This is a genomic window from Desulfosporosinus sp. FKB (genome assembly GCF_002196705.1).
In the GTDB taxonomy this organism is placed as follows: Bacteria; Bacillota; Desulfitobacteriia; order Desulfitobacteriales; family Desulfitobacteriaceae; genus Desulfosporosinus.
The window spans coordinates 272,704-298,004 of the sequence record NZ_NADJ01000040.1; the positions used below are offsets into that span (position 1 = coordinate 272,704).

25 protein-coding genes are annotated in these 25,301 nt (G+C 43.3%); 1 reads left to right on the plus strand and 24 read right to left on the minus strand.

Features of this window, described 5'->3' with window-relative positions:
- Nucleotides 1–107 precede the first annotated feature (107 nt).
- The 12 genes from B5Y67_RS22830 to B5Y67_RS22885 all read right to left on the minus strand — a co-directional run bounded on the left by B5Y67_RS22830 (nucleotide 108) and on the right by B5Y67_RS22885 (nucleotide 15,167).
- The gene (locus B5Y67_RS22830; protein ID WP_170932781.1) at nucleotides 108–1,400 is read right to left on the minus strand and encodes an MFS transporter; all 1,293 of its coding nucleotides are present in this window, start codon (nucleotides 1,398–1,400) and stop codon (nucleotides 108–110) included.
- A gap of 413 nt (nucleotides 1,401–1,813) precedes the next feature.
- Nucleotides 1,814–2,758 carry an aminopeptidase gene (locus B5Y67_RS22835; protein ID WP_088228683.1) on the minus strand — a complete coding sequence of 315 codons (945 nt, stop codon included), beginning with the start codon at nucleotides 2,756–2,758 and terminating at the stop codon, nucleotides 1,814–1,816.
- 14 nt (nucleotides 2,759–2,772) lie between these two features.
- Nucleotides 2,773–3,447, minus strand: coding sequence for an AroM family protein (locus B5Y67_RS22840; RefSeq protein ID WP_088228684.1), 675 nt, complete (start codon nucleotides 3,445–3,447; stop codon nucleotides 2,773–2,775).
- Between the two features lie 36 nt (nucleotides 3,448–3,483).
- On the minus strand, nucleotides 3,484–4,419 hold the full coding sequence (locus tag B5Y67_RS22845) for a DUF1177 domain-containing protein (RefSeq protein ID WP_088228685.1): 936 nt from the start codon (nucleotides 4,417–4,419) through the stop codon (nucleotides 3,484–3,486).
- Nucleotides 4,420–4,450: 31 nt separating this feature from the next.
- A complete protein-coding gene (locus tag B5Y67_RS22850) occupies nucleotides 4,451–5,413 on the minus strand; it encodes a dipeptide ABC transporter ATP-binding protein (protein ID WP_088228686.1) in 963 nt (320 codons plus the stop codon).
- Nucleotides 5,410–6,387 carry an ABC transporter ATP-binding protein gene (locus tag B5Y67_RS22855; RefSeq protein ID WP_088228687.1) on the minus strand — a complete coding sequence of 326 codons (978 nt, stop codon included), beginning with the start codon at nucleotides 6,385–6,387 and terminating at the stop codon, nucleotides 5,410–5,412. The genes B5Y67_RS22850 and B5Y67_RS22855 overlap by 4 nt, the downstream gene beginning before the upstream one ends.
- 62 nt (nucleotides 6,388–6,449) lie before the next feature.
- The gene (locus B5Y67_RS22860; protein ID WP_088228688.1) at nucleotides 6,450–7,706 is read right to left on the minus strand and encodes an ArgE/DapE family deacylase; all 1,257 of its coding nucleotides are present in this window, start codon (nucleotides 7,704–7,706) and stop codon (nucleotides 6,450–6,452) included.
- 110 nt (nucleotides 7,707–7,816) lie between these two features.
- Nucleotides 7,817–9,385 carry an ABC transporter substrate-binding protein gene (locus tag B5Y67_RS22865; RefSeq protein WP_088228689.1) on the minus strand — a complete coding sequence of 523 codons (1,569 nt, stop codon included), beginning with the start codon at nucleotides 9,383–9,385 and terminating at the stop codon, nucleotides 7,817–7,819.
- A gap of 42 nt (nucleotides 9,386–9,427) precedes the next feature.
- On the minus strand, nucleotides 9,428–10,318 hold the full coding sequence (locus tag B5Y67_RS22870; protein WP_088228690.1) for an ABC transporter permease: 891 nt from the start codon (nucleotides 10,316–10,318) through the stop codon (nucleotides 9,428–9,430).
- An 18-nt stretch (nucleotides 10,319–10,336) separates the two neighbouring features.
- Nucleotides 10,337–11,365 (minus strand): ABC transporter permease, encoded by a 1,029-nt coding sequence (locus B5Y67_RS22875; protein ID WP_242976089.1) that lies wholly within the window; start codon nucleotides 11,363–11,365, stop codon nucleotides 10,337–10,339.
- 442 nt (nucleotides 11,366–11,807) lie between these two features.
- Nucleotides 11,808–13,328, minus strand: a complete 1,521-nt coding sequence (locus tag B5Y67_RS22880; RefSeq protein WP_207652438.1) for a PucR family transcriptional regulator — start codon at nucleotides 13,326–13,328, stop codon at nucleotides 11,808–11,810.
- Between the two features lie 423 nt (nucleotides 13,329–13,751).
- Nucleotides 13,752–15,167, minus strand: coding sequence for an MFS transporter (locus B5Y67_RS22885; protein WP_088228692.1), 1,416 nt, complete (start codon nucleotides 15,165–15,167; stop codon nucleotides 13,752–13,754).
- Nucleotides 15,168–15,297: 130 nt separating this feature from the next.
- Between B5Y67_RS22885 and B5Y67_RS22890 the strand changes: the two genes are divergently transcribed.
- The gene (locus B5Y67_RS22890; RefSeq protein WP_088228693.1) at nucleotides 15,298–16,170 is read left to right on the plus strand and encodes a LysR family transcriptional regulator; all 873 of its coding nucleotides are present in this window, start codon (nucleotides 15,298–15,300) and stop codon (nucleotides 16,168–16,170) included.
- A gap of 120 nt (nucleotides 16,171–16,290) precedes the next feature.
- Here B5Y67_RS22890 and B5Y67_RS22895 read toward each other — a convergent pair whose 3' ends face one another.
- The 12 genes from B5Y67_RS22895 to B5Y67_RS25500 all read right to left on the minus strand — a co-directional run bounded on the left by B5Y67_RS22895 (nucleotide 16,291) and on the right by B5Y67_RS25500 (nucleotide 25,281).
- Entirely contained in the window at nucleotides 16,291–17,463 is a 1,173-nt protein-coding gene (locus tag B5Y67_RS22895; protein WP_088228694.1) for an ABC transporter permease, read from the minus strand.
- A 4-nt stretch (nucleotides 17,464–17,467) separates the two neighbouring features.
- Nucleotides 17,468–18,145, minus strand: a complete 678-nt coding sequence (locus B5Y67_RS22900) for an ABC transporter ATP-binding protein (protein WP_088228695.1) — start codon at nucleotides 18,143–18,145, stop codon at nucleotides 17,468–17,470.
- Nucleotides 18,142–19,056, minus strand: coding sequence for an HlyD family efflux transporter periplasmic adaptor subunit (locus tag B5Y67_RS22905; RefSeq protein ID WP_088228696.1), 915 nt, complete (start codon nucleotides 19,054–19,056; stop codon nucleotides 18,142–18,144). The genes B5Y67_RS22900 and B5Y67_RS22905 overlap by 4 nt, the downstream gene beginning before the upstream one ends.
- A 378-nt stretch (nucleotides 19,057–19,434) precedes the next feature.
- The gene (locus tag B5Y67_RS22910) at nucleotides 19,435–19,752 is read right to left on the minus strand and encodes a type II toxin-antitoxin system RelE/ParE family toxin (RefSeq protein ID WP_088228697.1); all 318 of its coding nucleotides are present in this window, start codon (nucleotides 19,750–19,752) and stop codon (nucleotides 19,435–19,437) included.
- Nucleotides 19,749–20,054 carry a type II toxin-antitoxin system RelB/DinJ family antitoxin gene (locus B5Y67_RS22915; protein WP_088228698.1) on the minus strand — a complete coding sequence of 102 codons (306 nt, stop codon included), beginning with the start codon at nucleotides 20,052–20,054 and terminating at the stop codon, nucleotides 19,749–19,751. Before B5Y67_RS22915 ends, B5Y67_RS22910 begins: the two co-directional genes overlap by 4 nt.
- Nucleotides 20,055–20,153: 99 nt before the next feature.
- On the minus strand, nucleotides 20,154–21,032 hold the full coding sequence (locus B5Y67_RS22920) for an urease accessory protein UreD (RefSeq protein ID WP_088228699.1): 879 nt from the start codon (nucleotides 21,030–21,032) through the stop codon (nucleotides 20,154–20,156).
- Nucleotides 21,029–21,643, minus strand: a complete 615-nt coding sequence (ureG, locus tag B5Y67_RS22925) for an urease accessory protein UreG (RefSeq protein ID WP_088228700.1) — start codon at nucleotides 21,641–21,643, stop codon at nucleotides 21,029–21,031. The genes B5Y67_RS22920 and ureG overlap by 4 nt, the downstream gene beginning before the upstream one ends.
- Nucleotides 21,644–21,690: 47 nt before the next feature.
- Entirely contained in the window at nucleotides 21,691–22,371 is a 681-nt protein-coding gene (locus B5Y67_RS22930; RefSeq protein WP_088228701.1) for an urease accessory protein UreF, read from the minus strand.
- Nucleotides 22,368–22,799, minus strand: a complete 432-nt coding sequence (locus B5Y67_RS22935) for an urease accessory protein UreE (RefSeq protein ID WP_088228702.1) — start codon at nucleotides 22,797–22,799, stop codon at nucleotides 22,368–22,370. Before B5Y67_RS22935 ends, B5Y67_RS22930 begins: the two co-directional genes overlap by 4 nt.
- 21 nt (nucleotides 22,800–22,820) lie before the next feature.
- The gene (ureC, locus tag B5Y67_RS22940; RefSeq protein WP_088228703.1) at nucleotides 22,821–24,527 is read right to left on the minus strand and encodes an urease subunit alpha; all 1,707 of its coding nucleotides are present in this window, start codon (nucleotides 24,525–24,527) and stop codon (nucleotides 22,821–22,823) included.
- A gap of 40 nt (nucleotides 24,528–24,567) precedes the next feature.
- On the minus strand, nucleotides 24,568–24,921 hold the full coding sequence (locus B5Y67_RS25495) for an urease subunit beta (RefSeq protein ID WP_170932782.1): 354 nt from the start codon (nucleotides 24,919–24,921) through the stop codon (nucleotides 24,568–24,570).
- Nucleotides 24,922–24,978: 57 nt separating this feature from the next.
- Nucleotides 24,979–25,281, minus strand: coding sequence for an urease subunit gamma (locus tag B5Y67_RS25500; protein ID WP_170932783.1), 303 nt, complete (start codon nucleotides 25,279–25,281; stop codon nucleotides 24,979–24,981).
- Nucleotides 25,282–25,301: the final 20 nt, after the last annotated feature.

Sequence of the window (25,301 nt, forward strand, 5' to 3'; positions counted from 1 at the left end):
ACCTACTTTTACAAGATTAAAGAAAACTCATTATTACACATTTCTAGAGCTTCTGTTAAACAAGCCCATCTACTTTCCATCATAGCATTCTGTGGGATCCTGTCAATTTATTCATTGGCAGTGTTTGTTGATTTCCGCTCATTAAGTTTTAGAATCAAAGTAAGTAAGAAAGCTGCCAAGCTGCAGGCAATCAAAAATCCCAGGACACCATTAATGCCCATCGAAGAACCGTTAATGATGCCAACCAGCTTATTGCCGAGGAATCCTCCGATGCTTGATGATGAATTAATAATTGCTACCCCCACCGCTGCCCCTTCTGTAGTGAGGAACGTGGCAGGAACGGACCAGAAGGGGCCGTAGAAGCAAGCATTACCCATTCCGTTCAAAACTACACCCAAAATTTTTATTGCTACACTCGAGGAAGTTCCTGCGAGTGCCAGCCCCGTAGCTGAAACAAGCATTGGGATCGCAATATGGTACTTTCGTTCTTTCATGCGATCGGAATGGAGTGCCCATAAAGGCATGGCAATGGCACCAGCAATTCCGGGAAGCATCATGATAAATCCAATATCTGTATTAGAAAAGGTAGTTGAAAATTCTTTGACTAAGGTGGGCATCCAAAAAGAGACGCTTTGGAACATCATTTGAATCGTAATGTGAATTGCAACAAGATGCCACACTCTGAAATGGGCAAAGACCTTGGCTGCTGAGTATGGCTGAACTCGGTTTTGGTGTCGTTCCGCTTGTATTGCCTGAGTTAACCATTTCTTCTCGTCGGAGGTAAGCCACTTCGCATCTTCCGGTTTGTTCGTCATATAAAAATAAGTCAAAACACCTAGAAGAACGGCAGGAATTCCTTCAATAACAAACAGCCACCTCCACCCCGCATAACCCAACCAGTGGATATGATCCAGGACATAAGTAGCCAGAGGAGCCCCAACAATATTGGAAATAGGACTCGCCACCATGAACAGTGACGTAGCCCAAGCCCTTTCTTTTGCAGGAAACCAATAGGTAAAATAGTATATGATTCCCGGGAAAAAACCGGCCTCGGCCATACCCAGCAAAAAGCGAAGAAGATAAACATGGGTAAAATTCTGAGCAAAAAAAGTTAAGGAGGTAATCATTCCCCAGGTAACCATGATCCGTGCAATCCATTTGTTGGTTCCGATTCGGTGGAGAAGAATATTGCTAGGAACCTCGAAAATCAAAAATGTTATAAAATAAGCAGCCGAGAGCGATCCATAGGCTGCCGAAGAAATATGCAGCGCTTTATTCATTTCCAGGGCCGCAAATCCCAGATTTACACGATCTATGATATTAACGATATATAGAATAAAGGCAAACGGCAAAATTTTATGTTTAACCTTGGTCAATGTTTGTTTCGCTATATCTGACAAAATAAATTTTCTCCCTTGTTATGTGTTGATACCAAAGTTTTTTATTCAGTCGAACTTATTGACGAACGCCCTACTTATCCTGTATTAGTGTACTTTAAGACGTGCCACAATACAAGCAATCACTAAGGTCATTGGCAGTTAGGTTTACCGTACTGGTTATATTGAACATAGCATCGTTGATTATATCATTGCAAATTTATACTGACAGTTGACTATAAACTTTATGAAAGGCTAGTATTCCTAAATACAAGGAATCAATAATAATAGGGTATTATTTCTTATAATCACTTAGAAATAATACCCTCACTATATTTCATGCTAAACGCCTCAAAGTCATGGTAAGTGTTCTGGTTTTATTATACGGTTATCCTCTTGCTATCTTGTATTTTTTGTTTAAACCTTATCAGCATGAATCAGATATTGATAAAAACGCCTTGTTTCAGCACTAATTTATCGTCCAGATAAACGTCAGGTTGAAGAACAATCCCATCGAAGTGACAGTTTGCTTTGACTGTACCGCCGAAGGATGTATTAGTACCAAAGGCAACATGAATCGTTCCGTAGACCTTTTCGTCTTCTAAAATAATGCCGCACAATCTGGCATTTCTGTTTGTGCCAATCCCCAGTTCGCCCACACTGCCATTCTGATCATTGGCAAAGAGAACATTCAGTTTATCGGCATCCTCTCCGACAAGCTTCTTCAATTTTCCTTCAGAGATCACAGCATGCAAGGGTTTGGAAAGCTTTCCTACTCCAACCATACTCCCGTCAATGTCAATCTCGCCGGAGGCTGTGCCTTCAAGAGGCGCAATATAGGCTTCGCCTGAAGGTAAATTCCCCGAAGCCCCAGGTTGTTTATAAACACCGGTACTGGCAATTCCGTTTCGTCCCTTAAGACTCATCGTTAACGTACAGCCGTTTTTGACAATCTTAGCTGTCTCGGCCTTTGTCAGCAATTCTGTCAATTTGAGCGTGAGTTCTTCGACTTCTTGGTAATCAGCCGTGATCGCTCCTTCTGCGAACATCTCTTCCGTGATACCGGGCATAGTCGCAACTCGCGCACCACGCTGAACCGCTTTGATGCGGGCATTGGTATGCGTTAAAGAAGCAACGGTAGGACAGATAACCACATCTGCTTCCGCCATAGCCTTAGCAACCGGTTCAGGCGGTTCTTCTCCACTCACTTTTCTGGCCTTTGTGACCATGAGTATCGCCTCAGCACCCATCTCTTTTGCTTCTTCATAAAGCGCTTGACCTATGTTCAATTTTAGATCATCCGTAACCACTAAAACCTTTTCACTTTCTTTAACCGCCAAGCAGTCTCTTAAGACAACCTGACACCCTTTTTTCAATGACATTAAAGCCACCTCTTCTAATCCAACATTTCTCGAATAACCCCTGCCAACAAGGTCCTTGCCAAAATAACCGGCTTTCCTGTAATCTCCTGAACGGCTTGTTTCATCTCAATGGTATAACCAATGCAATCCATGACAATCACATCAACATCTTTCACTTTTAACGCTTGAGCTGCATCAAGAACCTCTTGAAAATCTCCATAAGGTGAACCCGCTACAGCTGCTACGGTTTCGACATCCTTGCCCCAGGTTTCCAAACACTGTTTTATTTGATCTAAATCCGGATTGATCACGCCGATGCGGCTTCGTGGGGTTAGCTTAGGCACAACTGCATGAAGAATGGTATATGGATAAAGTAATATTTTTGAGGATTTAAAAGTTGCCGGGAACTTTCCTGTGCAGATAAAAGCGATGACCTCTGCGCCTTCGCTCTCCAGCCGGGTCAAGCATTCTTGCAGACGGGGTAAAATATAGCGTTCTCCAAACTTCACACTTGATCCGTCTCTTAACCGCGAGACAAGAACAATATCCCCCTCCTCGGGAAGGAACTGAGCAATTTCATCTTTGCTTAAACCATCTAAGGCACCCGCTTCAACAATTTCAATGTTTTCACCTAGGACATCCTTCATCTCTCCCGTAACATCGATGCGCGGCGACTGTCCGATGGTAATAACCCCTACTTTTTTCTTCATCGTTCTTTTGCTCCTTTAACCTCAACAAGAAAGACTTTATCTTCCTAAGGTTTGCAGGTGATTCATTGAGCCATATTTGGCCACGATCTTTTCATATTCTTTTTGATCATAAAAATGACATTGGCCTCTTCCAAAGTATTTCGCAGCCTCCAGCATGAATCGGGCGGCTTCTTCCATATCCATGAGATGACTTGCTCCGGAAGCTGATCCCGAAACAGGTGCTTCCGTCGTTATGGCTACACCAACTACAGGAGCTGCCGTCGCTGTTGCAGGTTGAAGAATGCTATTGAGATGATATAAATCATTGCCATACGGCGTAATATCCTGAGTCGATAACGCAAATACAAAGGGCAGCCGTCCGGTAGTCGTTTGCATTAAGTTAAGAAGATCATCACTGACTTTCAAGATATAGCCATCCTTGACGGTCGGCGAAATCGCAAATCCGCGGGTATTGATAATCTTATTACCTTTCGTCGTATCACAGGAAAGAATGGCATCTAATTCACCATCGACTTCTTCCTGATTAACCACGGACATTTCCACAGGAGAGTCCATAAAGGGAACCGGAAAATGAGGCTGAGTGGGAGCATCGGCGCAAATATGCGTACTCACAACAACATCGCCCTCTAAAAAGTCTCCTTTTTGCTGCATATCCAGCAATTTGGCAGCTGCGGCTAGAGCGACCAAGGCTCCGTCTCCATCCGATACCATACCGATAATCTCGGGCCGAGCCCCAAGTCCGCCAAGTCTTCCCAAGATACCTAAGGTCGGGGCATTGCCTCCACTGACCTTACCTTTTGTTCCTGCTATGCGAACACGGATGAAATCAGTACTTCCCTGAGCACCCGTAATTTTCTTGACGGTAACATCTTTCGCATTATACTGCTTCTTTAAAAATTCCTTGACCGCATTTCCGTTGGCATCTGCGCGATCAACGAGTTCATAAATCTCCATTAACTGTTTCACTAACATTGACAATTCTCCTCAATTTTAATTTCTTCATTTAATATAAATGACACGCCAAAAAGTGCTCAGGGGATACTTCTTTCCACTCAGGTGCTTCACAACTGCAAATTTCATTCGCCATGGAACACCGAGTATGGAAGGTACACCCCGGCGGCGGACTTGAAGGATTAGGAACATCCCCGCTTAAAACAATCTGATTTTTGGTAGCATCTGGATCGGGAACCGGAACTGCTGACATAAGTGCCTTCGTATAAGGATGAAGGGGTTCTCTAAAAAGCTCCTTCGTTGAGGCTAACTCAACCATTCTCCCCAAATACATTACACCTACCTGAGTGCTAATAAAGCGAACAACCGATAAATCATGAGAAATGAGCATATAGGTGAGAGAAAATTGATCCTGAAGGTCCCTCATAAGGTTAAGCACCTGAGATTGGATCGAAACGTCAAGTGCAGATACGGGTTCATCACAGACAATAAACTCCGGATTAAGGGCTAGTGCTCTGGCAACTCCAATTCTCTGACGCTGACCCCCAGAAAATTCATGAGGATAGCGTTGGGCATGATAGCTGGAAAGCCCGACAACCTCCAGCAAATTCGCTACTTTGTCTTTCACTTCAGCTTCCGGAAGTTTCATATGAGTCCGTATAGGCTCTTCCAAAATCTTTTGGATGGTCCATTTGGGATCCAATGAAGCAAACGGATCTTGGAATACAATCTGCATATGAGTTCGAAAACGCCGGAGTTCCTCTGGCTTTAACCTGCTTACATTCGTCCCATTGAAAAGGATTTCACCCTCAGTCGGCTCTATTAAGCGTAGAATAGCTCGCCCTGTTGTCGATTTCCCGCAGCCGGATTCGCCGACAATTCCTAAGGTTTCTCCCTTTTTAATATTAAAACTAACCCCATCAACGGCTTTGACCGCCCCAACCTGTTTGCCAAAGATACCTTTGCGAATCGGAAAATATTTTTTTAATTGGGATACTTCCAATAATGCACTCATGAATCTTCCTCCTGACAAAGCAGACATCGACAATAGTGTCGATGGCCTAAATCGGCCAGTTCAGGTTTGAGCTGATCGCAGCGATCCATTTTAATGGCACAGCGCGGAGCGAAACGACATCCTTTGGGTATATTCAACGGGTTAGGCACTTGACCAGGAATTGATTCCAGTCTATCCTGGCTGCCGTCAAGCCGAGGCAAAGAAGCCAACAGTCCTTTTGTATAAGGGTGTTTGGGATTGTTAAACAACTCCTTGACCTCTGCCTCTTCAACAATCTGGCCTGCATACATAACAACAACCCCTTTACACATTTCAGCGACTACACCAAGATCATGGGTAATTAACAAGATCGCCGTCCCTTTTTCCGCTTGAAGCTTACGCATTAGGTTAAGAATCTGAGCCTGAATTGTAACATCCAATGCAGTCGTCGGCTCGTCTGCAATCAAAACACTCGGATTACAGGCCATAGCCATAGCAATCATAACCCGTTGCCGCATCCCGCCCGATAGCTCGTGGGGATATTCTTTAGCAATTGCCTCCGGTCTAGGAATTCCGACAAGTCGTAAAAGCTCTACGACCTTCTTCCAGGCTTCCGTCTTTTTCATTTTTAGATGAAATTGGAGTGCTTCCGCAATCTGATTTCCAATTTTAAACACAGGATTTAATGAGGTCATCGGCTCCTGGAAAATCATCGCCATTTGATTGCCACGGATTTGCCGCATCTGAGACTCTGGCATAGCTAACACATTTTTCCCGTCAAATTTGATTTCTTGGGCAGAAACTCGGCTTTGCCCTTTTGGTAAAAGCCCCATGATGGAAAGCGAGGTCACACTTTTCCCACAGCCAGATTCACCGACGATTCCCAGCGTTTCACCAGGATAAAGGGTTAGATTAATACCATCGACGGCCCTAACCACTCCAGCTGGGGTCTGAAATTCAGTTTTTAAATCTAAGACCTTCAATAGCGGCTCCATATTGAATCCCCTTTCCTGCTTATTTTCCGACAGTCGCACGGAATTTTCTGGTTTTGTAAAGGTTATTTAATCGTTCTCAGATATTCAAGAGCAGTTAAAGCATAAACTTTGGCGGACTCAATCAAATTTTGAATCGGTACGCGTTCATTAAAAGAATGAATTCCTGACAATTCAGCAGGTCCATATTGTAAAACAGGAATGCCATGCATACGGAAATAACGAGCATCACTTGAGGCCCATTGTAAAACTCCATAAGCATCTTCTTGAGTTACCTTGGCAATATTCTTAACGACAAGATCAACGATCTCATCGTTATCCGAGGTCCAGTTCGCATTTCCATAAAAGCCAAACGGTTTAACTGCAGTCTCAATACCTGCTTCACGCAATAAACGGTTTGCTTCAGCTAAGACCTCGGTATAATCCAACCCAAAAGGAACACGAGAATCCACTTGTACCGTACAGCCATCAGCAACCATATTGACTTTGGTCCCGCCTTGAATAGTCCCAATGTTGACGGAAACATGATCGATGATATCACTTAAATCTTTGGGCTCTCTTTCCCGGATATATTTCTTGGTGATATTAATAATTCTTTGTTCCTCTTCAGGGATATCCGGCTTCAGCTCCCAAAGCTTTTGGAGGGCCTGAATTCCCTTACAGGCCTTAACGATTGCGCTGTCTCCATTTAAGGGAGACAGACTGCCATGTCCCGGTACTCCTTTGACAGTAAACTCAAGCCAACAGCTTCCCTTCTGTCCGATCGTGGGATTCAAACGCGAAGAAGGCTCAGCAATCAGCGCAGCTGTACCTGTTATTAACCCTTGATCAAGAACCCAGGGTACGCCAAACTCTCCCCCAGTTTCTTCATCCGCTACAAGCAGCAGGGAGAGTTGACCGGCGAGGGGAATCCTTAATCTCGCAAATAAAGCAACTGTAAAGAGAAGTCCGGCAACGCCGCCTTTCATATCACTGGCTCCCCTGCCATTGATATATCCATCCTTGACGAGTCCGCTGAATGGAGGTATTTCCCATCGGGATAAATCGCCTGCAGGCACAACATCAGTGTGGCCGCAATATAAAAGATGCTTATCTCCAGGATTCCCAAGTGTAGAAACCAGATTTAACATCGTTTCATTCCCCGGATGTACAGTTACGCTGATTCCTGATTCCTTCAAATAATTCATGATAAACTGACTGATCGGACGCGAATCTCCCGGCGGATTCTCATTAGGAAACTGTAAAAGTTTTGAACAGAGTTGAATCAACTCTTCCTGATTTTTATCGATCTCTTCGAGAACAAGTTCTTTCCAGTCTTTCATCAAAAAAACACCCCTAAAACTAATTCATTAATTTCCCCCATAGATTCTCAGCCATTAATTCTTAAAATTACCCCCGGTCTCCAGAACCGGGGGTAATCATCGAGTATGCCTTACTTCGATAGTGAATAGAAGCGGATAATTTCATCAGGGTAGAAGACATAACCCTTCAGGTTTTTATTCATCCCTACGACCCGGTTGTACTCATATAGATAAACCCAAGGTGCATCCGTTGTAATGATTTGTTGTGCCTGTTTATATAACTCGTTGCGCTTTGCTTGATCCGGTTCGACATTCGCTTGTTCCCAAAGCTTATCCACCTGAGCATTTTGGTAGTTGCCATAGTTGGACGTACCTTTGCCGTAGAGCAGGAAGCCTAAATGATAACCCGGGTCATTGACGAAAGAAGTCCATTTGGATATATACGCCGTAAGATTATGGGTTTTTTGGGCCTCTAAGAATTGTGCACGAGCCATGTTTTGAATGTTCATCTTAACTCCGATTTTCGCCAATTCAGCTTGAATGAGTACTGCATCATCCTGCCAATCCTGGAATCCGGAGCCCAAGGTGAAGTCAAAGCTAAATCCATTTTCATAGCCAGCTTCTTTTAGCAACTGTTTTGCTTTATCTAAGTCATATTTATAAACGAAACCTGCATCTGTAAAGCCTGGAGTATTGCTGGCTACTGCACTCTTCATTTGTTTTGCTTGATCATACATAACATCATGGACTAATTTGTCATAAGGAATAGCATACGAAATCGCTTGACGTACTTTTGGATTATCAAAAGGTTTAACCTTAGTATTAAAGGCGAGGTAAAGAATACGGTTACTTGCATCGGAACGTACTGTTAAATTAGCATTTTTCTTTAAGTCAGCAACGTTTTGAGCCGGGATTTCAATCGCCATATCGGCATCACCTTTGTCGAGGAGGGTAACACGGTTTGAAGCTTCCTTAATAAATTTCATCGTTACTTTACTGATTTTTGCAGCTCCCTGCCAATAATTCGGGTTTGCTGTAAAAACGGCTTCTGTTGCCGGATCCCATTTTTCCACCTTGTAAGGGCCCGATCCAGCTTCATTGTTTTTCAGATAATCTGCTCCTTTGTCTTTGACGACGGCAGGGTCAATAATAGAGAAAGTATACATCGCAATGATTTGCAGGAACAGATGATTAGGTTGACTGAGTTTAATTTCAACGGTTTTGTCATCTTTCGCTGTACAGGATTCGATCTCAGCCATTCCATAAAGAAAAGAACCCGACTTGGAATTTTTAACGTGGTCTAAAGACCAAACAACGGCTTGTGCATTAACGGGGTTGCCGCTTTGGAATTTCGCATTGTCTTGTAATGTAAACGTATACGTCTTTTGGTCATCAGATACTTTCCATTCCTTAGCCAGCATCGGCTTAAGTTCTTCAGTATTTGCAATATCTGCGCCATTTGCTTTTTTTACACCATACGTGATTAACTGGTCATAAGCTGCCAGAACAAGCGTATCTGACGTTAAGTCATTCGCTTCAGCTGGGTCCATCGTTTGTCCCCCGTCGGAATAGGCAAGCACAATTTCTTTTCCGGCTGCCGCACCTGCATTAACGGCCTGATTCGCATTGGTGCCGCAGCCTGCTGCAGTTAGAAGCATCACTGACGCTAGAACTACAGCCAACCATTTTGTTTTCTTCATAACTGTCCCCCATCCAAAAGTTTATTTTTTTCTATAATGATTCTATTTGCCAGTACGAATCCGGGGATCAAGAACATCCCGTAAACCGTCCCCCAGCAAATTAAACCCTAAGATTGATGTAACGATCGCTAATCCCGGAAAACTAATAATCCACCATTGCCCTGAAATAATGTATTCCCGGCCTTCGGAAATCATCGCTCCCCACTCAGCCGTAGGCGGTTTTACACCAAGCCCCAAGAAGCTAAGACTTGCAGCAGTAAGAATGGCAAATCCTAAGCCCAAGGTTGCTCGAACAAGTAAAGGAGCAAGTGCATTCGGAAAAATATGCTTTCTAAGAATAACACTGTCCTTCACCCCAATTGCTCGGCCGGCCTCAACAAATTCCTTTTCGCGAAGCGAAACAGTCTGTCCGAACATCAGACGTGCGAACTCCGGAATTCCGACAATTCCAACCGCAATCATGGCACTGATTAAGCCAGGTCCAATCGAAGCCGCAATGGCCATAGCTAATATCAAGGAGGGAAAGGCCAAGAGAGTATCCATTACACGCATGATGACGTTTCCAAGTTTACCGCCATAGTACCCTGCAATCCCACCTAAAGGAATTCCAAGGCAGCAGGAAATTCCGACTCCAATTATCCCTGTCCACAAAGAAATCCTTGCACCAAAGATCACTCGGCTGAAGATGTCCCGGCCAAAGTTATCTGTACCCATCCAGTGAGCCGCACTTGGAGCCTCAAGCTTGATCGCCGTATTTGTCGCAGTTGGACTATAGGGAGCAATGATGGGAGCAAATAGTGCAACAAAAGTCCAAAATAAAATGAAAAACAGACCTATCATTGCAAGACGATTTTTGAAGAGGAGTCCAAAAAAAGAATTCGGTTTAGAGGCAGAATTCTTGATTGAAGATGAATTTTCAGCGATACTCAACATATGATCCCTCACTTAGAACTATTCATAACGGATTCTCGGATCAATCAGCCCGTAAATCAGATCGACACTTAAATTGATCAACATGTAAAGTATCGCACTGACAAGCGTAAATCCCTGAATTGGAGCATAATCTGTTGCCAATATCGATTCGGTAATATAACTTCCAACCCCTGGCCACGAAAAAATCGTTTCCGTAATAACGGCTCCACCGATAAGGTATCCAAACTGCAGTCCTAAGATTGTCAAGGTTGGAATCAAAGCATTTACCAAAGCGTGTTTATAAATGACAATTCTCTCGGGAAGACCTTTGGCTCGCGCAGTTCTAACATAATCCAACCCGATAACCTCAAGCATGCTGGAGCGAACCATCCGCGCGACAATCGCAATAGTTCCCGTTGATAGACAGATTGCAGGAAGAATAATATGACTGATCGATTCTTTCAGAGCCACCATATCTCCGGTAAGCAGACTATCGAGAATATACAATCCTGTAAGGTGTGTGGGGGGGTTGATATCTTGTCCAATCCTTCCCATCGGTGCTGGACTCCAACCTAATTTAGCATAAAAGATATAGATCAAAACCAAACCCAGCCAAAAAATCGGAATTGCTGCTCCCAGTAATGACAGTACACGTGAGACATGATCCACTGCCGAATTTTTTCGGGTAGCTGAAATCACACCAACCGGAATCGCAAAGCAAACCGCGATAAACATGCTGACTAATGTTAATTCAAGTGTTGCGGGAAACCGTGTCGCAAAATCCTGAGCAACTAAATGCCCCGTATGCCAAGCTGTACCTAGATTCCCGCTCCCCAACTGTCGGATGTAATGAAAAAACTGTAAATAAAGCGGATCCTTCAATCCCATTGAGATTCGTATGTTTTCGATTACGTCAGGCGGTGCTTGCTCACCAGCAATCATCACAGCAGGATCCCCCGGCAAGACACGAGACAAAATAAATGTAATTAATATAATGCCTAATACCCCAGGAATAGCATAGAGTAGGCGCTTTAAAACATACCTGATCAAGAGATTCAGTCCTTTCAACGTTCTACCCGTAAATTTAATGGTATTATATCTGAACAGTTTGTATACAACCACGTTCTGTATTACAAAAAGAAAGAGGATTATTTATATCGGGTGCACAAACATCCTTTCATAACATACCTTGATTTCCCTATTTTCAATATATCAATTAAATTCTGCAGAATAATACAGTGAACTCATTCAGCTAAAGCTGAACATCGGGGCTTCAGATACAATAATGTCCAGTGGACATTATTGCCGAGCCGCCTTTCCCAATAGGAATACTTAACGGCGAAGGAGGACTCTACCCCACCTGAAGTTAACGAAGGACCCACCCCCACTTATAGAAGTGGGGGTCTTAAAAACTGGATAAAACAAAGGCTGCCGCCGTGCTATACAACCACGTTCTGTATTATAAAAAAGAAAGGATCATTTATGTTAAATGCACAAATGATCCTTTAATTTATTTCAGCAAATACCAAGTTAAGCAAAGATGGTAGATAAAGCACTGTTGTGCTGAGCTAAGGTCGAGCTGGGCAATTTCTTCAATTCGTTCCAACCGATATTTTACAGAATTGCGATGAATAAATAGCCGTTTTGCTGTTTCCTGCATGTTCTTGCCTAACTCAAGATAAATAAAAAGTGTTTTTAAAAGTTCACTCCGTGTTTCTTGATCATAGAGCAAAAGTTTTCCCAATTTTTTTTGAAATAGATTGGAAAGCTCTTTATTCTCCGCTACATCGGCGATAATCTCATAGACCTCGACATTTTCATATTGAATAAGTGAATACTGGGAATACATCTTCCGGCCAATTTCTAATGCTTTTCTCGCTTCTCGATAACTTTTATACATATTCCACAGGAAATACTTATTCCCCATTCCTACCCGAATTCGCGCCTTGTCCTCCTCAAGATGATGATCAATCCATAACTTGAGAATATCTAACCAAAGCGTACTTTCTTCTTCTACTGCGGGCAAAAACAGAAGTATCTGCGCTCCCCTTATTTCCATATGGGGCCGAAGATTTTTTTTCTTGCCCTCACTCATTAACAAGGCACGCAAATCGGAAAGAACGGCTTCATCAAGTCTAGAATCATAGCCTTCTATAAGGCTAATCTCCCAAAACTTATCTGCATCGAAATCTAACTGCCGGCCTTTTTTCTTGACCTCAAGCTCAGAAGGCGGCAGATCTGAAAGGAGTTCATCAATAAAGTTTCCTCTCAGCCTTATTTCCGTTTCCTCTGCTGTTTTTTTACGCATGAGTTCAAGCGAAAAAACAACTCTGGCTTGATCAACGCAAATCTGTTCCATCGTATCTAAAGATTCCTTATGAACAATGAGTTGACCTGCAAACTGCTTGTTGACTGTTATATTCCATTTCATGCCACTGCCAATATCCAGTATTCTCGCTTCAGGAGATTGAGCCATTACACATCCCTTATTATCCAGCACAGAAATCGGCGCATCTAATAATTTTGACACATTTCCAGCAAGAGCCTGAAGTCCTTGATTTTCCAGAACCATTGTTGTCAATTTCGTTCCAATCTCTTCAGCTCGGCTGAGAAGTGCGGTTCGCCAATTCAATACCAATTCCATAACAGAATGCGTTATATCAATTGAAGGAATCTCGGCAGGAATTGCGATTACAGGCAATTGGTAACAATTGCTCACCTCAATCATCTCTTCAGGGATCTGGTGAATAAACCGTTCTGGTTTAAAGGCCAGAGCAGCTGCTCCGGCCTGAGCTAAATCCTCAACCAACTTAGGTAAAAGATTAGGCTCATTACGAATAGAATACGTTGTTGTAAGGAGAATTTCACCTTCTCTTAACCATGGTTTTATTTCCGGTATCTCCATAATATCAATGGAGCGAACGATTCGATTTAACCCCTCAAGTCCGCCCACTAATTTTGCATTTTTAAGAATTGGGAGCCGTAATATATCCTTAACTGTCACGCCATGCTGCTCTTTAATACTCTTCACCGGCGAACCCCCTTTTCACTTTATTTTAACATAAAATGTTTTAAAACCTAACTGGAAACCCTATTACATAAAGAAATACACAGGATTCTCTCTTCATGAAGTCAATGATATCCTAGGTGAGTTGGAAATTTACAGAATCCCAATCAACAACGTTTTAGGATGAAACAGCCAAAAAGACTACATCCAAATAGAAATAGGGTGTTGGTACACTAAATCACTCAAGACTTTAGCTACCAACACCCTATTGGTTATGCGGCCGGAAATAGAAAGTACAGCAAACGGCGGTTTTGTTTGGCAAGAAAATCAAAGCCGCCGTTACTCTTTTGAAAAATTGAGTTACGGAGGGCGTGATATGTGCGTTGGGGCAGGATTCCGTTTTAACTGAGTTTGATGAGGAGTTATTTCGCAGGTTCGTTGAAAAGGTTAGGGTGCGGTTGAATGTGTTTTCTTATTCATTGAGAAAGAGCAGACAAACCCTATTATGCCGAAAACAGCCCCTATCCACATTACGATTGAAAAAGTGGATAAAAAAGCTTGTTGGGCGGGAATGCCCTTTCTAGATAGGTTCAAGAGTATAAAACTGAATAATGAGCCTCCGATTGTCGTGCCTGCAATCATTCCGATATTTCGAAAGGTAGCCACAACGCCTGATGCAACACCTTGATAGTCTTTCGGTGCAGCGCCCATTATGGCGGAATTATTAGGTGCCGCAAAAATACCTGTGCCAAATCCGGCGCATATCAGTCCAAGAATCAATAGTAAAAATGCTATAGAAGACGTTGTTTTTGCCATAATTACAAACAGAAGGAGACTAAGAATACTGAATCCCATTCCGGTCATTGAAAAAATTCGTGAGCCCAGACGGTCGGATAAAGCTCCCACAATCGGTGAACATACCGTCATAATTAAGGGAGTGATGGTGAAAATAATGCCAGTTCGCATGGCGGAACTATGTAAAACCCGATCAAAGTAAAACGGAATAATAAATAATGTAAGGTAAAAACATAGATAATTAAATGCGGCTCCGAAAGCACCAAAACCAAAGTTTCGAATTCGGAATAGAGAAAGAGGTATCATAGGGGATACAGCCTTTTGCTCCGTACGAAAAAACAGCCAAAAAGAAAAAATCATGAGAATAAAAATCAGCAGTAAAATAACATGGGAGCTCGTTATGGAAGCGGCGTTTGAAAGCAGCGTAGCTGTTGTCATCGCAATTGCAAAGAAAATCATACCACGAACATCTATTAATTTAATATCTGTTATCGAAACTTCCTTAACAAAGAGAATTGCTAGTAATAATCCGACTAAACCAAAGGGGACAGATGTAAAAAAGGTAAATCTCCAACCCCAAAGCTCTGTAATACTGCCTCCAAACAAGGGCCCGAGCGAAAGCCCAATATATGTCATCAAAGCCTGAATTCCAAGTGCCTTGCCTCTTTCTTCAGAAGAAAATGTGGTAGTTATAATCGCAGGGCCGACAGACAGGATTATCGATCCGCCAAGCGCTAGTATAGCTCTGCCTAAAATCAAAGACCAAAAACTTGAAGAACTTCCGCAGATGATTGCTGCGCATGTAAAAAGTGCAAACCCAAATAGGAATATTTTTCGATGTCCCAAAAGATCGGAAAGCTTTCCGATTGGGATTAACGTAACCGTCATAATGAGCAGATAAATTAATACAATCCATTCAGACTGGCTGAGTGTAGTTTTGAGAGAAGATTCTATTACGGGTAAAATCGTGCTGGTAATGCTTGTGTTTAAAGAGGAGAGAAACGCACCGATACCCACACAGAGAAGGATAAGCCATTTATGTTGTTTAGATTGCGTGGCGATTTCCATCAAACAGAACCTCTTTCATTTCAATTTTATCGAACGGCTTTATATTCATTATATTTAAAAACAATATATATGTATAATACGTAAATATGATATTATTGATATAAAAAAACATATAAGTTGGTGACTTGGATTGGACCAAAAACAGCTTGTGTACTTCAAGGCAATTGTTGAAGAAGGCAATATTTCAAAAGCGGCAGAAAGACTACGTATTCCGCAACCCTATTTAAGCAGTCAGTTAAAGAATATAGAGACTGAGATAGGTGTGCAGTTAGCGGTCAGAAGCACTCGGAAATTGCAACTGACGGATGCCGGTAAGCGATTCTATATTCGAGCGACACAAATTCTTGACCTGATGGATACAACGATAACAGAGTTGGAGGCTTTTGAAAACGGATTGCAGGGCACGCTTACAGTTGGAACGATTGCTACATCCGCTACAATTCTCCTGCCAAGTTCGATACAAAAGTTTCATCAGAAATATCCACTTGTCCAGTTTGAAATACAAAATATGAGTACTAAGAAAATACTGGAATCGCTAAAAATAGGGACAATTGAACTGGGAATTATCCGTTCACCATTTGAGACAAGCCTTTATGATTTTTATAATTTACCTGAACAGCCAATGGTGGCAGCACAAAATACTGAATACACTGATGTAAGTAATATCATTCAGCTTAGTGAACTTTCAAATAAACAGCTGCTCGTTAACTACCGATTTGCATCTATCATAGACGAAGCCTGTAAAGATGCGGGTTATGAACCCAAAATTTTATGTAAAGTTGATGATACACGATCAATTTTGACTTGGGCAAATGTAGGAATGGGTATAGCCATTATTCCGAAAGATTGGATTAATATTATTCCAGACTTAAATCTTTACTACAGGGAAATTAATGCACCATCTTTGAACACCCGTTCTGCTCTTGTATGGGTAAAAAAACGCACATTATCAGTTGTTGCACGAAATTTTATAGAGATTTTTAAAAATAATTTTTTAACCTAAATAGTATTAACCGGATTATGTTAAGCAATGCACATATTCAAGAAGTTGTTAACTACTTTTTTCTGTAACTTCATTTCAAGCATTCAATGTGTTACCAATATTCTTAGGGTAGAAGACCTCTTACACATGTCTAAGTGCATCAATCGGATTTAATCTACTCGCTTTTCTCGCAGGGGCTAAACCGAAAATAATTCCCACAACTGCCGCAAATCCTACGGCCAGTAAGACTGTCCAAGTTGTCAATATAAACGTAAAATTCATGAGTATAGATGCAGCTAAGGCAATCAAAATCCCAAGCAGCAATCCTAAAATGCCGCCAAATAAGGAAATAAAGATTGACTCGATCAAAAATTGCAATTGAATCTGTGCTGGCTCAGCTCCTAACGCCTTGCGCAGACCTATCTCCGTTGTGCGTTCCGTTACGGATACAAGCATCATATTCATAATCCCAATTCCACCTACAAGTAATGAAATGGAAGCAATCCCCGCCAATAAAAGGGCCATCATACCGGTAATATTACCAATCATATTTATGATATTCTGCATATTAATCACATTAAATGAATCCTTATAATAATTAAATGCTGTATTTAGGACGGTTGTAAGATCATTGGTAATCGCAACTGATTTACTGGAATCACTCATATAAACATCAACACTTTTTATGTACCCTATTTCCAATGTTTTCATAGCCGTAGTATAAGGAATCATGGCAAGTTTGTTGGTCGAACCCGCAATTGTGCTGCTTGAAGCTTTTAAAACTCCGACAATCGTAAATGTATTACCGTTAATCAGAATCTTTTGCCCAAGAGGATTGATTCCGAAAAAAAAATCTTTGACAAGATCGCTACCGAGAACAGCAACTTGATTTTTATCGTTCACATCCAGGATATTTATTCCCCGGCCAATTGCCATGATATCCGTTTCCTTTTTAAAGTATGTTTCATTTTTTCCTTGGACAGAAACGCCTGTTTCTACATGACTATCTTTCACAAGTGTAGCGATACCTGAAACCGTAGGTGAAACACCGCCGACCAGCTTGACCTGGGCAAGCTGCTTCAAATCCGCCTCACTAAGCCCTTGCTTTAGACGGGTACCCACGGCTTGAATGGTAATTTTATCTGCTCCAAGAGAAGAAATCTGGCTGGTGATACTTCCTGTAGCACCTTGTACAATAGTAATTAGGGCGATGATGGAGGATACGCCGATGACCACCCCCAGCACAGTCAAAAATGAACGCACTTTATTATGCGTAATATTACTCCATGACATTTTGATGCTTTCTTTCAGCACTGGCTCACACCCCCTCGCTTAAACGTCCGTCGAGTATATTGACAATTCTTTTGGCATGCCCGGCAATATCTTGGTCATGAGTAATCATAATAATTGTTCTTCCTTCAGCATTGAGGTCTTCAAACAATTCCATAATCTGCTTACCGGTCTTTTGGTCAAGTGACCCAGTGGGTTCATCGGCCAGCAGGATAGCCGGCTCGGTTACGACGGCACGGGCAATCGCTACACGCTGTTGTTGTCCACCTGAGAGCTGATTAGGATAGTTTTTCATTCTTTCTCTAAGGCCCACACGCTCAAGGATCTCTTCGGCCCTTTTTTTTCGTTCTTCCGGTGCTACTCTGGCATAAATCATTGGCAGCTCCACGTTTTCCAGGGCATTCAGCCTTGGCAGAAGCTGAAAACTCTGAAATACAAAACCGATTAATTTATTACGAATCCGGGCCAGTTCTATCTCATCCAAATCCGCAACATCATGGTCTGCTAAAACATATTTTCCGACTGTAGGAACATCAAGGCACCCTATGATATTCATCAAGGTGGATTTTCCTGAGCCAGAAGGCCCTAAAATAGAGACAAACTCTCCTTCATAAACTTTTAGACTGACCTCTTTAAGTACCGTAAACTCTTCAGCATCGAGATAATAGCATTTAACAATGTTCTGCATATTCAGTATTTCGCTCATTGCCCACTGCCACCTCCGGAGGTTCCTTGTTGTGCAGTGTTCGAACCTTGACGCATCTGTGAGCCCGGGCCGAAACCTGTGTTAGTGGTTGTCACAGGCGGTATTAGAATAATATCGTTTGTTGTCACACCGCTTTTGATCACAACATTGACACCGTTGTTAATACCAAGTGTAACCCCGACTTGTTTAGGCATATTACTGCTGTTTTTTAGCAGGACATATGGATTATTATCCACGTCGAACTGAATAGAAGACATGGGCAAAATAACAGCACCGGAAACACTTTGGTTTTTAATCTTTGCTTGCGCCGACATACCTACCCGAAGATCGCTCTCCTTGGGCAGGGAAATGGTCGCCGTAAAGGTAGAATAACCGTTTTGATAGGTACCTACTTGTGAAACATCCGTTATTTTTCCAGTGACATCTTTGTTCAAGGCATTAATGGTGACAGTGGCGTCTTTGCCAGTTGAAACAGCTGCTAAGTCGTTTTCATCAACCTGGGCTACCAATTGTAGATTTGAAAAATCAACGATGTCCAACAGTTTTGCCCCTGGCATCATTTGAGCATTAACATCTGCATAAATGGTTGTTATCTTCCCGGAAATATCCGGCTTTACTTCTATACCGTTTGTAGTCGTCATAAGTACAGTATCCGGCGTAACTTGGTCACCCTCGGCGACCTTTATATCCTTTATTTGCATAGCCTGACCCGCATAGACTGTCTGACTGTCCTTGGCTTCAACGCTGCCGGAAAAACTGTAGTAAGTTGTTAAACTGCCAACTATCGGTTTAATTTCGGTATAGTTCAATTTCTTGGGTAAAGCAAATCTTGCAACAACTAAAGCTACAACCACTATACCTAGGATTGACCAAATAATTGCTTTTCGATTTGACCTTTTCCTATTCTTCATTATCTTAAGCACCTTTCCAAGTTAAATTACATGGAATGACGAGTTTATACTATGGAAGATATTTTGCAGAGATTAATCGAAAATATGCATGACTGCTCTAATCTAAACGTAGCAAGTTTAGAATGATGACGCGTCCGACAAGAGTAGGGGTATTTTCGTTAATCGTAATTCTTTGCGGAAGGTAAGTTGGAAGTTTGATCGGAATTTTCGCGACACTATCTGCAAACGCAGAAGTTATCGAACCAAGTGCTATACTGAAGTTCGTTTTTCATCCGTTGGGTAGATAGGCTGTTTATATAAAGCCTTGTATCAAACACAAAGGAGCTGGATTTTCATCCAACTCCAATTATCTTTACGTGCCAGCTTTAAAAAATACCTTCAGGAATCACGTAAACGCTTGTCTATATCGCTGGCACTGTACAAAACGTTTGTAATGATTACCCGCTCTTCTCTAATATTAAAGAATACAGAAAAGTTATCAACAGACATTTGCCTGAGCCCCATCACATACTCTTCTTCTGTCTCCATTAACTTCACACGCTCCGGGAACGTAACAAGCGTCTCGATTGCGTCAGCTATTCTGTTATACTGTCCCATGGCTACTTCCGAGGCTTGTAGCTGTTCAGCGATATAATTATAAATCGCCTCCATATCGGCGAGTGCCCTGTTCGTTATTTGAATCCTATACTGCATCATGCATGTGTCTCTCGAAATCTCTGAAAGGCAGCAGATGCATCCAGTACATTACCTTTTTCGATATCGTTATATCCTTGCCTTAACTTCGCATAAATTTCGTCTGTTGTCATCAAATCAGCGTTTACGGAAATCGGTGCTTTCGGCAGTGTTACAGTAAAAGGTATTCCGCCGGTCATTGAAATCTGCTTCAGATAGATATCTATTGCTGTGGACATAGGGATGCCGAGTTGTGAAAGGACTTCCTCAGCCCTTCTTTTTACGTCAGGATTAACTCTTAGATTTAAAGTCGTAGTTTTTTCCATAGTAATCATCTCCCTATTATTATATTGTAACGCTCTCGTCGTTACCTTTCAATATAAAACATGGAGACAGTTTACAGGTTAGAGTGATCCTCATCTAATCTAAAATTTTCTCCACGGCCACTCCGGCTCATTAAATAATCTCAAACGCAAGATTTTCCAAATCTCTTTGAAACCCTCTTGAATACTTTCCGCACTATGGCCCAAGGCCCGTAAACAATAAACCTGTCTCTTAATTTCAGTTCCGGCGGTCAAAATCTTATAACGTTCAGAGATCTGTTCCAAAAAGCCGTCTTCATCTTCCGTGTGGCGCTGCAAAAGTTCAGCCATTACCCCCGGCAGATGCTGATCAATGGCCCAAAAGGTACCATAATGCGTATAGCCATGCATCGGGCCAAGAGAGCTGTTCCAAGTGTGTAAAAATAGAGGCAGCTTTGGCGGCTCCAGCTGAAACCGGTCACAGCAAATTAATTCACTATCCAAAAAAATCCGGGTCTGCTGATCCAGAAAATTATATTGAAAAAGCTCTTGGCGGGCAACCCGTCCAGGAGCCGTAATTTCCCAAAAAAAGGCTGATGCTTGACTGGAAATCCAGAGATTAGTGCGACTGAAAAAACATGCTTCGGCAAAGGGTATGACCACTTCCGGCATATATTCGAGTCTGGCCCCTTTCTCGACAATCAAGGTTGTTAATTGCCGGGAGAGATTTCCTTGCGGTGAGCGAAAGACCTTGGTCGCCCCTTGACCAAAAACAACGGCCTGTGCATCCGTCTTTACCCGTACAGAAATACTGTGCTGATCTCCTTGCAGAAGGCCGGCTGCAGGATTCATAATAAAGAAAAAAGCCGCTCTCTGATCATTGGCATAGAGGGGGGCTGAAGCATGCAGCGGCATTCTTTGCCGCAGAGAGCTGATATAACTCCTACCATTTTCTTGCTGAACTTCAATTTGAAGAATACCGTGTTTTAAGCTTGGAATCATAAAGCGATATCCTCCATAATCACGTTTTTCCGTATCCACAATAAAACTTGATCTAAACCTTCTTCTGTTTTTAGATTGGTAAACAAGAAAGGCCGTTCACCGCGCATGCGCAGCGAATCTTGAGTCATCACTTCCAGACTGGCCCCAACATATGGAGCGAGATCTGTTTTATTGATGATCAAAAGATCGGAGCGCGTAATTCCAGGACCTCCTTTGCGGGGAATTTTTTCTCCCTGGGCCACGTCAATAATATAAATCGCCACATCAACTAATTCCGGGCTAAAGGTCGCCGCTAAATTGTCCCCGCCGCTTTCCACAAAAATAAGTTTCACCTCTGGAAATCTTTCTTTAAGAATCTCAATCGCTTCCAGATTCATGGAGGCATCTTCCCTTATGGCTGTATGAGGACATCCTCCCGTTTCCACGCCAATGATTCGATCCGCCGGCAAAACCCCATTGCGGCAAAGGAATTCCGCGTCTTCTTTAGTAAATATGTCATTGGTTATCACAGCAACACTATAATCCGCTGCCAAATAGCGAGTTAGTTTCTCTACAAGGGCCGTTTTGCCTGACCCCACAGGTCCCCCTACTCCAATACGAATCGGCCACATAGCGAAATCCTCCTTTTATCCAGTTTTTTTAGAAAGCTCTTAAAGGCCTAAGACATAAAAATCCGGGAATATAATTGTTCATGAGCCATAGCGGCCCAATCGAAGGCCGGTGCACTGCCGCCCCAATCTTTTTCCGTAGCGGCAGCTGCCCACTGGATGCAAGTATTGAGCAAGGGTTGAAGCTGCGCAAGCACCTGCTGTCCGCTTGTTTGTCCCAACGGGACAGCCCGCACAGCGTTAGCAATCAGAGATGCTGTACTCATATGTGCAAAAGCAGCCAGCAGCAAGGGTAATTCGATTTTAGCGCTGGCTCCATAATGTCCCAGAATAATAGCATGATGACCAAAGGGGAAACTTAGGTCAACAGAGTAATCAGCATCAATTTCCGCAAGTAATTGGCGCAGCCTCTTCCCCATCTTGTGACTGCCTGCACGGCTTTCCGAGGGCAATTTCAGAGCATTTAACCGCCTGTCTAATAAAGCAAGCCGCTGCCTGTCAGATTGCCGGGCAGCATCCCAAGCAAGTTTTACCGCGAGTAAATCTGTAGGCCGCCAAGTGTAATATAGAAAGGTCCGCATAAAGCGGTTTAATTCTTCCTTGCTATTAATGTCCCCGCGCTGAATCAAAGTTTCCATTCCGAAAGATTGGGTAAACCCTCCTGAAGGAAAGGAGGAATCCGCCAGCTGCATCAAGCGCAGTCCTTTTTCCAAAGAAAATATGTCCATCATGGTGCGAAAACCCGGTTCTCTTTAACTGGGGACAAACCCAGCTTAATCAGCTGTTCGAAGAGTACCGAATTATAAGGGGTCAGCAAAGCATCGCTCTTAACCTCGATGGGGGCATGCATATTGCCGATGGCATGGGCAGCCAAACCCATTTCCTTCATATTCAGGACCGGAACATGCAAGACAGCTTCTTCCTTTACCCTTACAACAATGACGTGGTTATCTTCCCGGTGAAGAATATCCCCAGAATGCAGATGCCCGCTCTCCAGTTGGATTCCTATATCCCGGCCCACATCCGATATCTTGCGCAGAATTCTCTTCTGAAGTTCATCCCAGGAAAGGAAGACCTGTTCAACGGTTAAAGCCTCTTTTTCAGGCTGCTGATCTTCTTCCAAGTCTCTCAGCTTACCTACCACTTTCGTAACTATCATCAGCTTAAACTCCCTCCCATCCTAAAACATAAAGTAGCGCTGAGCCAGAGGCAGGACTTCAAGGGGTTCACAAGTCAGGTTCTCTCCGTCGGCAGTCACTTGATACGTTTCAGGGTCCACTGATATCTGCGGTGTCGCCGAGTTATGCTTCATATCGGCCTTGCCAATATTGCGGCAGTTCTTCACCGGAACAAGCTGTTTGGCCAGTTTTAACTCTCTGGCCAGTTTTTCTGAATCCGCTGCCCGAGATATAAACGTTAAGGAACAGGCGGCGATTGCTTGCCCAAAAGAAGCAAACATCGGCCGTTGGATCACCGGCTGAGGTGTGGGAATGGAAGCATTGGCATCGCCCATAGCGGCATACATAATAAATCCGCCCTTGATCACCATACTTGGTTTTACCCCAAAAAACTTCGGATTCCAAAGTACCAGGTCCGCTAATTTACCCTTTTCAACCGAGCCTACCAGATGACTGATTCCGTGGGTGAGGGCGGGATTAATGGTGTATTTGCTAATATAGCGTTTTATCCGGTTGTTATCATTCTCTCCGCTCTCAGATTCTAAAAAACCCCTCTGCAGCTTCATCTTATGGGCCGTTTGCCAGGTTCTGATGATCACTTCGCCAACCCGCCCCATGGCCTGAGAATCTGAAGACATCATGGAAATGACACCCAGATCATGTAAAATATCCTCGGCAGCAATGGTTTCCGGCCGGATGCGGGAATCAGCAAAAGCGATATCTTCCGGAACTCGTTTATCGAGATGATGGCATACCATGAGCATATCGAGATGTTCTTCCAGGGTATTCACCGAAAACGGCCGGGTAGGATTTGTTGAAGATGGCAGGACATTAGGCAACGAGGCTACTTTAATGATATCCGGAGCATGGCCTCCTCCCGCTCCCTCGGTATGAAAGGTATGGATCGTACGCCCGCCAATGGCAGCAATGGTATCTTCGACAAATCCGGCTTCATTCAGGGTATCCGTATGAATAGCGACCTGAATATCATAGTCATCGGCAACTTTCAGGCAGCAATCAATAGCGGCAGGTGTTGATCCCCAGTCCTCGTGCAGTTTGAGGCCCATGGCCCCGGCGTTTACTTGGGCTATCAAAGGTTCGGGCAGCGAATTATTCCCTTTCCCGAAAAATCCCATATTAATTGGAAAGGCTTCAGCAGCCTGCAGCATCCGGTACATATTCCATTCCCCCGGCGTACAGGTCGTAGCATTCGTTCCGGCTGCCGGGCCGGTCCCGCCTCCTAGCATGGTTGTAACGCCGGAAGCAATGGCCGTTTCAACTTGCTGCGGAGAAATAAAATGAATATGGCTGTCAATTCCGCCTGCCGTAACGATAGAGTTTTCTCCGGCAATCACCTCGGTCCCAGCCCCAATCGGCAGGTTAACTCCAGCCATTGTTTTAGGATTTCCTGCACGGCCCAAGCCATAAATCCGACCTTTCTTAATCCCAATGTCAGCCTTGATAATACCCCAATGGTCGATAACTACGGCATTGGTGATAACTACGTCCATAGCCTCGTTCAAGGCTTGAGGGTCCTGACCCATCCCATCGCGAATAACCTTCCCACCGCCAAATTTGGCTTCATCACCGGGGCTGGTCAAATCATCTTCTACTTCCAACCACAATTCCGTATCTGCCAAACGAATTTTATCGCCAGTGGTTGGTCCATACATATCGGCATGCTGACGGCGGGTCATATTCAATGTCACAGTTTCATTCCTCCTCACATTCTCAAGCAGGTCCTAACCATCACCTTATAAACCCTTGTTCTTTGGCCCGCTCTATACATGCTGACTTGTCCATACAGCCGGAACTTAAGTTATTAGCTCCCAACCAAGGCCCTTTACCCGAAAATTGAACAAGGTTTACCTTGCGGCTTTCCCCGGGTTCAAAGCGAACTGCAGTCCCGGAAGGAATATTTAAACGCATACCCCAGGCTAAGGCCCGCGCAAAAATTAAATACCTGTTTACTTCAAAAAAATGAAAATGCGATCCCACCTGAATGGGCCGGTCCCCGGCATTCTCAACGACCAGGGTTTCTGTTTTCAAACCTTGATTGGCCTCGATAATGCCTTTGGCCAATTTAACCTCTCCCGGTATCATTAACATTTACCTCCTTTAGCCAAAAACCTGGTCTCATCTTCAAACCCAAACCTGAATCTAAAGGATCGGATGATGAACGGTCACCAATTTCGTCCCGTCGGGAAACGTTCCCTCAACCTGAATTTCCTCAATCATTTCCGGAACCCCTTCCATAACCTGATCACGACTTAAGATCTTTAGCCCCAGTTCCATGAGCTGGGCGACGCTATAACCCTCCCGAATTCGTTCCAAGAGTTCGGCGCTGATCAAGGACACGGCTTCCGGATAATTCAATTTTAGGCCCCGGTTTAAGCGGTCACGCGCCACCTGTCCTGCAGTATAAATTAATAATTTATCTTTTTCGGCCGGACTAAGATGCATCCCCTAACCCCCTTTCCTGA